Here is a 12,243-nt window from a genome sequence, read left to right as displayed (position 1 = left end):
AAAACACCTTTCATTAATAGTGAATGAAAGGTGTTTTTGCATCTTAAAATATCGTATATCATTTCAATTATTTTAAAATTATTATATAAAGATCTCCCTGATTTATTGTTCCAAATTGTCTTTTGATTTACTATTTAATTTTTTGTTCTGTAATAATAAATCTTGAGAGTAATTCTGTTAATGCTTCTACCTTTTCTTTCATATTGTTCGACTGTATTGAAATTTCTTTGATCGAATCTGATTGTGATTGAATTGATTGTACTGTTTGAGTTGTTTCTCTTTCTACTTTTGCTGCAGTATCAGATACTAGTGAAAGAGACGCATTTACTTCTTCTGTGCCAGCAGACATCTCTTCTGTTGCTGCAGAGACTTCTTGAATTTGACTTGTAATTTTATCAATATCTCTCATAATAGATGAGAATGTTTGATCCGCTTTGTAGGCCGCTTCTTTTCCTTCTGCTGCTTTTTGTTCTCCTTTTTGCATGACATGAACTGTATCTTGAGTATCTTGTTGAATAGATTTGATTAAATGATTAATTTCATTCGCGGACTCTTTAGACTTTTCGGCCAAATCCCTCACTTCTGCTGCAACCACTGCAAACCCTTTCCCATTCTCTCCAGCACGTGCCGCTTCAATAGCAGCATTTAGAGCAAGAAGATTAGTTTGCTCGGCAATATTAGTAATTGCATCCAAAGCTGTATCAATCTGTTGTGTACGTGTAACAAGTCTATCTATTACTTTTGATGTTTCCTCGACAACATCATGAACACTATTCATTTGAAGAATAGAATGTTTTATCACTTCACTACCTTTATGTATTTGTTCCGTGGTTGTTACTGCTACCTCAGCAACTACTGCTGAAGATTCAGCTACTGTTTGCACACCAATTGTTATTTCTTCCATTGACGATGAACTCTCTTGAATACTAGTTACCTGTCCTGCTATTTTTTCTTTTACTTCAGTAATAGTCTGAACAACCTCATTTGAAATATTAGATGCTCGCTTTGTATCTTGTAAAACCCCCTCCGTAGAAGAAATCACCTCTTGTGTTGTCGTCTTAACATTCGCAATTAATTGTTGTAGGTTATCTAACATACTATTAAAAGACTGTACAATGATTCCTAACTCATTATTTGCTTTATAAGAAGTACGTATTGTTAAATCACCTGCGGCTACTTTTTCCATATCATTTTGTAATAAAATAAGTGGTTTTCGTATAGTAAGTTTAATAATATATCCAATAAATATAACTATGACAATTGCTAAAATTGAAATAACCACAAACATTATCATTGTATTTTGAGCACTGCTATTGTTAACTTTTTGTAACTGGTCTGCATTATTACTATTATATATAATTAGTTCACGAGTTGACTGAATTGTTTTTTGCATATTAGGTTCAATTTCTTTTAGATAATAGGCATAAGCTTCCTCATTATTAGATTTCCCTAATTCTTGTGCTTTTTCCATCTGAGTTCTTAATTCATTAAATGCTTCATGAAATGTGTTATATAGTTCTTTTTCTTTATTAGAGATAATTTTAGCTTCATACTGCTTTAATAACTGATCGTTTTCCTTACGCATCCCATCCATTTCTTTTATCAAATCGTTCATTCTTTTCTCATCTTTGGATAGCATTATTTCCATAAAGTTCATATTAACATGGTAAAAGTTAGATTCTATGGTTCCTATCCACTCGATTGATTTTAAGTCATCTTCATACATATTAGAAGAAGCACTTTTTCCTCTTTCTAGACCCCATCCGCCTATTAGGGATAATACTATACAGGAGATACAAGATATAAGTATTAATATGTTTAGTTTTGTACCAACCTTACTGTTTGCTAAAAATTCCAATTAAAACTCTCCATTCTTATATATAGTTCAGGTAATATATTGTATACTAAGAATCTAAAATATACGATATTAATTTTTAAAATATAAAAAAATGTATAATTCTGAAAAGTATTATACATCAAAATGTTTAAATTTGTAAAATTTTATCATTAACATAATACTCTTTTGTATATGTATAATGATTTTCTATGTGTCTTTTTAAGGGTACTGCCACATCACTAGTACCTAACAAAAATAAACTACCCTACAATAATAAAATTAAGCAACTTGTACGAAATTTTATTGTTCTGGAGTAATTCTAAATTCTTAAGTTGATCGCCATGTGGTGCTACCCTTATTAGAAATTAAACATCTTTATTACGGCTATACGGAAGACAGTTTCAGGTCTTTTCATCTGATAATTATTCCTTTCTAATTCAAAATAAATATCTCGTAATTTCTCCACCTACAGAACTACTTACATGTGAGAATTCCTCTAACCCAAATGTCTCCTAATTCACTAGCTGTCTCTATACTTATATACCAACTAACAGGTGAAATTATAATTTTATATACTTACCAATAATTATCCATTTATATTTCCACATGAATAAAACCCTATTTAATTATATAAAAAATACATAATTAAATAGGGTTTTGATTGTTTCAAATTCACACTAACAGATCTACAATGAGGTACCTACATTATTTTCTCGTTTCATGTGCTTTTCTAAATAAATCTTTGTTGTTTGAATGTTTTCATGCCCCAATGTTTGCATTAAATGATATAAATCTGCATTTCCTTGTTCAACTGCCATGATTGCGAATGCATGACGGAATGTATGTGCCGTTACAGGATTTTCACGATACTGTAGAAACTCTAAGTTTGTCTTTTTTATCATATCTGTTACTTGATTCGATAGTGTTTTAGAGTTATAAGTACTTCCTCTTTGATTTTTAAATAACGGACTCTCATCCCCTTTTTCCAATACCGTTTGACATCCCCTTCTCCGCCTCATTTCACAAATACACTGGTATAAGTGTTCCGAAATGAAAAGTTCACTTACTTTATCTCCTTTTCCAGTGACTTTTAACCAGTACTTTCCGTCATAATGTAAATCTTTCACTCTCGCGGTGCACAATTCTTGAATTCTTGCACCAGTACTTGCCAGAGCAAGTAAAATTGTATAGTTTACTACATGTCCTCTTTCTTTATAAAACCCTAAAATTTTCATAACCTCATCATAGGATAAGTCCCGATTTGGCCGATCCTGCTCATTTACATTTGCGCGCTGCAGTTCTTCATGAAGAGGCTTTTCAATGTAAGAAAATACATGAAGATGTTTTAGAAAAGAACGAATGAGCACTGTTTTCTTTGCAAGTGTTGCGACTGCATATGTGTCACCATTCCTACCGTTCTCTACCCGTTTCAGCCAAGAATTGTATTTACGAATATGCCAAGGTTGCAATGTTTTCAATAAAGAGTCATTTTTCTGTACCTCTTCCCCATTCAATTCAAATTCTTCTGCATGCTGCACCATGCACTGACAAAATGACAAGATTTCAGACACATAACTCTTTTTCGTATCCTCTTTTCTATTCTTCTTCTCATCCATATCTTTTTGTAAATGTACGAAATGATAAATAACTTCCAGGTCACTTAAATACGTATATTTACTCTTTCCCTCTTTTTCTGCAACCTCCATCTTCTCTTCCAATTTATCCACATGACCATCGTTATACAGAAATGGAACGACATTTCTTATATTCTCTACATATGTATCTATATATTCACTTTGTTTATTTATAATAGATAAATTTTCTTTTTAATTTTTATTATCCATATTTCAAATTTACCTCTCCTATTGAAGATTATAATAATAATTCTCTATATTACCTATAATTATTATTTTATTTTACTTCTATTAATTATACAAATGATAATTCATTTTTCTTCTGTAAGAACTCTACATTCTTCTCTATTTACTTATACTTATATTTTTTTATAATTTATTAGTAAATATATATTATTTACTAGTTAACTTCTTAACTTTGATAGTGATTTTATAATAAAAACAGCTATAAAAATTTATTAATATATAAAATAGATTAAAAAGATTTTCAAACTATAAAAATGAATAAGATGTTTAATAAAATCTATTTCTTATTTTAAATATAAATCAGATTCTGATATGATATATACATACCTAAAATATTAGTAAACGATAGTTATGGAGGTGTCCTTTCATGACACAAGATTTATTATTCATTACAAAACCTACTGTAACGACAAAAGAAGCAGCCGACTTATTAGGAGTGACGGTACAAACAATTTTAAAAAAAGAAAAAGATGGATTAATAGAATGTGTATATAAAGATAACTGGAAGCAATTCGGTAGTAAGATTTTCTATTTAGAGGATATTGAACGTTTAAAAAATAAAAATGAGGTTAAAGGCCTTAGCACGAAAGAAGTAGCTGAAATTCTTAATGTTGCACCATCTACTATCTTTACATATATCAAATCTGGAAAATTACCCGCAACAATGGTGAAAAAAAGAGGAAAACAAGTATATCTTATCGATGAGGAAGAGCTAGAGATTTTTATACTTGATTATGAAAAAAACAAAACAAAAGAGCGAAAAACATTCATTACGAAAATTCAAAATGCAGATATATACTTATATCAATTATTAACGCATCAACATAACGGAAAAGCAGCTAGGGTAATAGAGATCAATGGAGCAGACGGGAAAATTCTTACTGAGGACGAAGAAATTTTTTCTCTATCCACTTATAAGGAACATGATTACACCTTTGAACCCTTCATTAAAAAAGCGGTAATTACAAAACGAGGGTATTTATCTTTTTCATTTAAAAAACCTCAATTATTTAATTCCATTACTTATAATTTAATAAACTTATTTTATAAGGAGCTAGGTGTCACAAATATGCGATTGAGTATTTTATCAGATACTATCAGATTAGAAATTAAACCTTTCGTATTACAAGTAGATCCATTGCAGTTTCAAGAGGAAATTAGGTACTTACATTCTCATATGAAATCTGGCACGATCCTTCCACATGTAGAAGGTATTTACTTTAAAAGTAATGTAGAGCCATTAACTTTTCATGCAGATCATGAATTCAAGCAAAAAGTAGTTGAAATGGCAGCGGAAGCTGGTATGAGACAGGAAGAATTCTTATTACAAGCTGTAAAATCTTATATGACAAATTTTAAAAAACACTAAATCTACTACTTATTAAAAGAAGCGTAGAAATAAAATCTATCTACGCTTTTAAAATTGTTAAATTTAATTATCCTATATAAGTATCTTCAAACACTTTTTGTTTTTAAGGTACTAAATCGTTGGTCTGTACAAAATGATAGTAAAATTCAAATTTTAAAAAGTATCTCCCGTTACTCCTATTGGCATTTAAATTAGAGAACAGTTGATAAAGTAGGGGCAATTAAACTTGAATTTACTGTAGAGCCTTATAAAAATCCACTCACTTTTGACGTTTGTTACCTTCCAAAATATTTGTTATTCCCAATAAATACAACAGCGTGAAAATATCATAAATATAAAGTTGCACCTATCCAAGTTTGTAAATTTAAGAAATTAAACCGAGAAATTTGTAAAATCTTTTTTATTTCCAGAATTGACTTATTGAAATTATAAGAACATAAAACGATTAATACTTTTTAGAACACTCAAATAGTCACTTAACTTAAACTATTGTACAAAGACATGAAAATGGATACTTTTTAGACAAGAAAGTGGGTACTTCTAATTCTATCATTGTTTTAGGACAAGAAAGTGGATACTTTTTTATAAAGGAATTACTTTAGTTATATATATCTACGTACATCTTTACTATAATTTTTAATAGCAAATCTGTTAATCAAAAGGTACAGTTGCGTATAACGATTCTTTCTAACATAAAAACACATCACCATTTAATAGTGATGTGTTTTTATTAATGATAAAAGGCTATTGTGTTGTAATCTACTTTTGCTGGTAAATATTAGTTCAAAGCTTGCTCCTTTTAATTTTTTAGAAGCAGATTAGTCTATTATCTATTTCCTTTATAAGGTTCTCCATGTAATTAAAACGACCATTTGGAAAATAGAATTCAATTTTACCATGCCTCTCTAGAGGGATTTTAGCAAGGTACATTGGTATATCTGGATTTGGATAAAGAAGCTTAAACTCCTTCGGGTGGTGCATTATTTCCAACCATTTGATATAACGTTCAAGTAATAAATAAGATGTAATTCTATTTACGACATAACTTATAGCACTAATATTATACCTTAATAAATTAAACTCCCATTCTTCAGTACTGGGATTTCGTTGGAAAGTATTTAATATTTCTTTTAAATGCAGGATAAAAGGTCCCTTGGGGAAAACACTAAATTTATTATTTAAACATCTAAAATCATACACGTTTGAGATTTGAGCTTGATTTATAATCCCTGGATATAGTCTTCTCCCTTCACATTCAGATTTCCATAACATGAATGCATAGGCATGTAGACAAGTAGGACCATCTTCATATGCATCATCAAATTTTTTCACACATTTTCTATGCATATTGATCACTTTATTTAGGATATATCTACTAATCGCTTTGTATATTACTCTAGTTTGTTTGTAAATCTCTAAGAAAATACTATCGATGTGGTACATTTCCTTTGATTTAAAGTTACTAGTACGATGAGGGGAAATTTCGTTGTAATTTTTTCTTAAATGATACTGATTATCTCTAATTTTAAAAATATTATCATTAGAGTAGATATTTATGACTTTAGAGTTGTCTATATTTTTTTCTGTAAAAGCAGCTATTAATAGTTCGGGAATTTTTACTAAATGTTGACTCATGTTTTTCTTATCAAATTTGGAATAGTTGTTATAGTTATAAAACGGATAACTTAATTGATATGTACTAATTAAATCTTTAGGCAACATCTTCCATGTGTTAACTGTTTTACTTTGAACGCTTAAATCATTTTTCCATGTAGAAAAAATGACTCTTATATTTTTAGAGCCTAAAAAATGTTGCCCGCAAATACAATTATATGCATCTATATTCCCTTTATTTATGCAGTATTCTGGCATAGTTTTTTTACATTTTGGACATATGCCAATTAATTTCTTATTGGGATGGAATAAACAATGGTCGAAAAACTTAATTTGATGAAAAATACTGTGGTAACCTGTATTTAGACAAACCGAACAATAATTTATATGTTGGTGAAAATTGTTATCTATTTTATTTTTGTTAATAGATAGCGGATGCAGTGCTTGTTCTAATATATAATCATTATAGCGTTTTAAATTAATTCCTAGGATTTTTTCACTTACTTCATAGTCAATACCGCGCAAATGAATTAATTCACGATGGCGCCTCCCCGTATTTGAAATACCTTTTAATTTCCGTACATCATCGTTTGCTATTAAATTTAATACGGTATTACCATCAACAGCATTAGCATATTTAAACTTTTCTATTATTCCCCATGGGGATTCATATTTTTGAATCCAATCAGCAGACCAAGTAAATTTAAAGTCCATATTGTTTCCTCCATGTTAAGTTGATACTACTTTGTATCTTAATAAGATGTTTGATATAACTCTGATTGAATATATCCCGAGTTCTTAATAGCCTCTTCCCATTGAACTTTTTCTATTCTCGCTAAATCTAAGCCGTTACTTCCAAACTTTTTTAACGCATATTCTATCGTTAAAGTTATATACTGCATTGGAATTTCTACTTTTTGCGATAATCCATGCTCCCTTCTTAAATCAATAAAGACTTGATATAATTCTTCAGCAGAATGATGCAATCTATACCCCCTTATGAAAGAGTCAGTAAAAAAGTACCTTGTAAACGACCATTTGCTATTAATAGGATATTCACAATAGTCATCGTATCCTGTTAAACAAATCTTCAAATCTGTAAGGGTTTTCATTCCTTTAAATTGATATTCTTGACTCATAAAACGACCAACTATTTGAAATTTCTCTCCACTTATAAATGCAGATCTTTGATAGACTAATTCCTTTTGACCTACTAGAATCGTTGTTAAAGTTATGCCATATTGTTCTAATTCATTGAATAAATCCATTAACCAATCATAGTGCATTTCCACTAACCTTTGTGCATCATCTATAAAAAAAACAACCTTATTTATACTAGATGAGTCGGCTCGTTCAACAAGAAATCTTAAAAGTCTCATTCTCTTTACATTTGCCTTACCTTGTATAGCACTTGAATGACCAACAGCGAGTAACAAATCTTCGAAGAAAGAATTCTCATTAGGTTGTTTATATCTACGACAACGAACATGATAAATTGGCATGTTTTTTCCAAAGTCTTGTGGTAAACAATTCATTAAGTAAGTAATAGCCCTTGTTTTACCCAACCTTGGGCGACCATAGATTATAGCGCCAGGCATGCGGTTTTCTATCCACTGAAGCACTGTTTGATACATTCTATCTATCTCATTTGTTGAAATTAAATATTTACCTGTTTCAACTGGATGTGTACCTTTAGGAATAAAAGGCCTTAGGGTGTCACTATTAACTTGCCCGTACTCTGATTTTTCCATCCTATTGATACCTCCAATTTAGAGAATGATAGTCTTTTTTAGGATTCGTTTATCTACTTGTTGTTCGTCATTATTCTGTTTCTTATGTTGTTCTAGTTTGTTTTGCTGTAAGTTGTCGATATTTTTGGTGTCATTCTCTATGGTCTTTGTAGGGTATCGTTTATCTCTGCTCTTTTGGTCTTTGTTGAGGCTGGCTAGTTTATTTCTACTAGTTTTATTTTTTAAGGACTCTCTTTCAAGATATTTTTGATAAACACTAATGGGGTCTTCATATTGGTTAAAATGTATCATTTTATTATTTTTAAGTTTATTTATTGCTTTTCTAGTTCTCAGATTATGAGGACTAACTCCCCATTTGCCAATAGCAGTTAAATTTCCTAACTCACTTCCGTCTGCCAAAAATGCTTTTATTACTCGTAAATCATCTGTATTGATAAGTAACTCAAGTAATTTATTAATTAATTGGGGTGAACGAAGTAATACTTCATTGGAATATTTTACTCCTTCGTAATAAACAAATGGCCTTCTACCCTCTTTGTCATGCCCCTTCACTTTCCTAGTTACTATTAAAGAAAAAAAGTTCATTTCATTTCTCCTTTCTTTAGATAATTGGGTTATAGTCATACCTCTATCTATCCTTTGTTGGAAAACTTCTAATGGACTTAGATTATTATTTCCTTCATGAGGTGTGCCGTTATATTCTGCGATTAATACATCTGTTAATTCCTCTAGATGTTCAGCAGAAATGCGATATTTAACAGCACTCTCTTCTGGGTTCTTCCTCTTTGGATCTTTTGAATGACTTCCAGTTGTCGAAGGTAGTCGGTGAAATCCGTTTTGTTCCAAACTTCTAAAAAAACGTTCAATTATTGGTCTACGAATAGGGACTGCAACAGGTCCAGCGTTAATGGAACAACCTATTAAATCTACAAGCTTATTTTGTACATTTTTTGCTAGATTTGCTTTTGCATTGTCATAACAAAATTCATCCCATATACCATAGCTTGCTTCTGGGATAGCATTAGAAACAAAGTTTGCTATTGGAGAATATTTTAAGCCATCAATGGTTAATTTTTTGGGGTTCCAAGGGATAATTGCATTTCGAATACACATTAGAACATCATCTGAGGAATATTCTTTATTTAAACAAAGGTGATATCCCAACACAGTTCTCGTAGCAACATCAATAATGGCGAGAAGCCAAATACGATTCATCACTTCTACTATCTCATCACCTTCTGGTGTTTTGAAAATTATGGCTATAGATGCATCAATTCTATGACCATCAAATTCAACACGTTCAAGGGGCCTTATAGTCATAGGATTATTTTTGTTTCCAATTCCGGTATTTTTTTCAATCATGAATGCTTGATCTCCATTCCTTTTTGCAACGTCAATAAAATGAGATTTAGACAAGGATTTTACAAATCGCTCCAGTGACTTTTTTGCTAAGGTTTTTGTGTTAAGTGGATACTCATTTGTTTTTATTCCCAAATGTCGACACTCATTAACAAATTTCTTATGCAAATGTTTGATATTAATAATTGGATCATTTACTTTATATTTGCTATTTCTATTAAAATACGAATTTATTATCATTTCTCTTAGCGACGGATACGTATCGAGCAATAAACTAAAAGCACCAGAGAAATTTTCCTTTGCCGTATCAGCCATCGGAAATGAGTTCCTATGGTAATTTTTTAATCTTTTATAAGGAATTAGGGCTCTATAACCCATTATCATTTCGAATTCGTCCTTTTCTAAACATCTTTTTACAAATCTATAGATGTGTCTCCTGCCAAATCCAAATTGTAGTTCTATATCTGATATTTTTGTTTCTGTTGTCATGAATAAGTCGACTGCCTGTTTTCTATTTAAAAAAATAGTTTTCTCTTCTTCGTCTAGGTTTTCGCATAATACTTGGGGCCAATTAGAAATATCTAAAAATTGTGCTTCTACATTTAAATTTTCTAAAAACCTTTTAGACATTAAGCCACACCTCCGTATTTAACCCATAATATTGTTGCGATATGTTTGAATACACTTCACCATTTAAAATCATTTGTCCAATTGAAAGGAATAATCTGTTTTGAGGGAGTTTTGTTTCTTGAATTAAAAAAGTTAGTGGTATTTTTGCTGTAGCACCTTTGAGGATTTTCATTATTAGATACCTATCGGTATCTAATTGTTGTTTTTGCTGCTTTTGTCCTTTTACAAGTATTTTTAAGTTTGAAAGTAGCATTCTATTTGTTCGGATATGTTCTTCTGTTTTTAAACGGTGCTGGAATCTATGTTCATTACACCAGTGTTTTTGAATAGCAATTTGATTAATTACTGTTTGTTTTGTTAAATCTGATGCATATTTAATTTCTATGAATTCCTCTTGGCCAGTATTATATTTCACCCACATATCAACAATAGAGGTCATTAATTTTCCATTTATATGTGCATTCATTAGTAAAGGTTGTTCACAAAAATCTATAATTGTTGGGTTTGATTCGATAATTAACCAATGTTCGTATTCTAAATCACTAAATAAAAAAACTTCTCGTTGCAGCTTAGAACTATACGAGATCCATCTATTATTTCCAAATTTCTTATTAGCGCTTGTAAATATTGGTTTATACATAAAAGCCTTCCCCCACTAAAATTCCAAATTTCAAAAATGTAAATTGGTTAGAAAGCTCCTTTCGCTCCTGATTTAGATAGAAGATATAAAAAATCCATTTTGAACAAGCTTTTTCAAAATGGATTTACTCTTGTTGTGTAATAAAATTGTTTAGATGGACAAAGTATATTGGTATTTGGGACTCATTCTATTATTGTATTGATATAAACATACTTCACCCCAAATATTAGGGTTAATTCCTCTTCCTATTTCTATAGCAAGACCAGTTGGACCTGCATAGAATAAATGGATTTTTTTATAGTCATTTTGTTGTAATAGTTTCTCTATGTCATCTTTTATTTTTGCTTGGATATTTACAACATCTTCTTTATACAGTACCTTTTTTAATCCAGGTTCATCTATTTCAAAAGAGATAACATCAAATTCTTTATTTAATACTTCTTCAACTGTCTTATTTTTAACTATACCACTTATTGATACGAGTACAGCTAGTTCATCGGACTCTTTAATATCTTTGTTAGTTCTAGAATTATCAGAACAAGAACCTGTATTAAGAATGGACTTCAAAACAAAACTATACTTAAAGCGATATTATCAATATATATAAGAAAAACGCCTACTATTGATGTTTTTCTTATCTCATGTATTTAGAGAACTAAGGTTTAGTTATGTATTTTTTGTATAATGTTTTATTGTTAGAAGGAGATGATATAAGAGGAAAAGTATCGTTTTCCACAATCATTTAGACCAACTTGATAATATTTATTAATTCCGCGTTCTTTAAAGTTACATTCATAGATTAGTTCGAAGATGAATTCATCTTCACTCTCTTTTAAACATACATTGATAGCATCCTCTTTAGTTCCATCAAATCTCATTGTCCGGGGTATTCCCCCCTGAATTAAAATCCATATATTTTCATACTAGTTTAGGATAATTGAAGCTTAATTCCGATTCATTTAATTTGATACTATCTCCTTTAGTTTACTATTTTTTCGAAATATCCACAGCTATATTTCGCGCAATTATCACGAAGAAGATATTCTATAGTTTGTCTAGGATGCTTAAATGAATATCTACCTCCCGCTTTTTTACTACAAAGAAAACAATGTCGTAGTTTAAATGAATTACCTAAAGTTAGTTAAATTAAATTCTTAGAGATG

Annotated in this window: 9 protein-coding genes; 1 reads left to right on the top strand and 8 read right to left on the bottom strand. The window is 30.3% G+C overall.

Annotated features, from left to right (window positions below):
- Nucleotides 1-130 precede the first annotated feature (130 nt).
- On the bottom strand, nt 131-1,858 hold the full coding sequence (locus MHI26_RS29375) for a methyl-accepting chemotaxis protein (protein WP_061667221.1): 1,728 nt from the start codon (nt 1,856-1,858) through the stop codon (nt 131-133).
- A 665-nt stretch (nt 1,859-2,523) separates the two neighbouring features.
- A complete protein-coding gene (locus MHI26_RS29370; protein WP_225988068.1) occupies nt 2,524-3,648 on the bottom strand; it encodes a tyrosine-type recombinase/integrase in 1,125 nt (374 codons plus the stop codon).
- A gap of 436 nt (nt 3,649-4,084) precedes the next feature.
- On the opposite strand from MHI26_RS29370, the gene MHI26_RS29365 reads away from it, so the two are divergent.
- A complete protein-coding gene (locus tag MHI26_RS29365) occupies nt 4,085-5,086 on the top strand; it encodes a helix-turn-helix domain-containing protein (RefSeq protein ID WP_061667365.1) in 1,002 nt (333 codons plus the stop codon).
- An 807-nt stretch (nt 5,087-5,893) separates the two neighbouring features.
- Here MHI26_RS29365 and MHI26_RS29360 read toward each other — a convergent pair.
- The 6 genes from MHI26_RS29360 to MHI26_RS29335 form a co-directional block, all read right to left on the bottom strand.
- Complete coding sequence (locus MHI26_RS29360; protein WP_061667366.1) at nt 5,894-7,414, bottom strand: hypothetical protein; 1,521 nt, start codon at nt 7,412-7,414, stop codon at nt 5,894-5,896.
- A 38-nt stretch (nt 7,415-7,452) separates the two neighbouring features.
- A complete protein-coding gene (locus MHI26_RS29355; RefSeq protein ID WP_061667368.1) occupies nt 7,453-8,451 on the bottom strand; it encodes an ATP-binding protein in 999 nt (332 codons plus the stop codon).
- An 18-nt stretch (nt 8,452-8,469) separates the two neighbouring features.
- Nucleotides 8,470-10,440 (bottom strand): hypothetical protein, encoded by a 1,971-nt coding sequence (locus MHI26_RS29350; protein ID WP_061667370.1) that lies wholly within the window; start codon nt 10,438-10,440, stop codon nt 8,470-8,472.
- Nucleotides 10,433-11,080 carry a TnsA endonuclease N-terminal domain-containing protein gene (locus MHI26_RS29345; protein ID WP_061667372.1) on the bottom strand — a complete coding sequence of 216 codons (648 nt, stop codon included), beginning with the start codon at nt 11,078-11,080 and terminating at the stop codon, nt 10,433-10,435. The genes MHI26_RS29350 and MHI26_RS29345 overlap by 8 nt, the downstream gene beginning before the upstream one ends.
- 150 nt (nt 11,081-11,230) lie before the next feature.
- Entirely contained in the window at nt 11,231-11,647 is a 417-nt protein-coding gene (locus MHI26_RS29340) for an SAVED domain-containing protein (protein ID WP_061667374.1), read from the bottom strand.
- A 128-nt stretch (nt 11,648-11,775) separates the two neighbouring features.
- Nucleotides 11,776-11,958, bottom strand: coding sequence for a hypothetical protein (locus tag MHI26_RS29335; RefSeq protein WP_061667375.1), 183 nt, complete (start codon nt 11,956-11,958; stop codon nt 11,776-11,778).
- Between the last annotated feature and the right edge of the window lie 285 nt (nt 11,959-12,243).

Origin of the sequence: Bacillus sp. FSL K6-1218 (assembly GCF_038006445.1) — a bacterium.
Lineage (GTDB): Bacteria > Bacillota > Bacilli > Bacillales > Bacillaceae_G > Bacillus_A > Bacillus_A thuringiensis_S.
Note: the sequence above shows the minus strand (reverse complement) of the source record. Positions and strands in the feature narration are given on the sequence as shown.

What these genes read in the sequence shown, in the direction of transcription:
- MHI26_RS29350 (WP_061667370.1), bottom strand. Translation starts at nt 10,440, where the DNA reads ATGTCTAAAAGGTTTTTAGAAAATTTAAATGTAGAAGCACAATTTTTA.
- MHI26_RS29335 (WP_061667375.1), bottom strand. Translation starts at nt 11,958, where the DNA reads ATGAGATTTGATGGAACTAAAGAGGATGCTATCAATGTATGTTTAAAA.
- MHI26_RS29360 (WP_061667366.1), bottom strand. Translation starts at nt 7,414, where the DNA reads ATGGACTTTAAATTTACTTGGTCTGCTGATTGGATTCAAAAATATGAA.
- MHI26_RS29355 (WP_061667368.1), bottom strand. Translation starts at nt 8,451, where the DNA reads ATGGAAAAATCAGAGTACGGGCAAGTTAATAGTGACACCCTAAGGCCT.
- MHI26_RS29365 (WP_061667365.1), top strand. Translation starts at nt 4,085, where the DNA reads ATGACACAAGATTTATTATTCATTACAAAACCTACTGTAACGACAAAA.
- MHI26_RS29345 (WP_061667372.1), bottom strand. Translation starts at nt 11,080, where the DNA reads ATGTATAAACCAATATTTACAAGCGCTAATAAGAAATTTGGAAATAAT.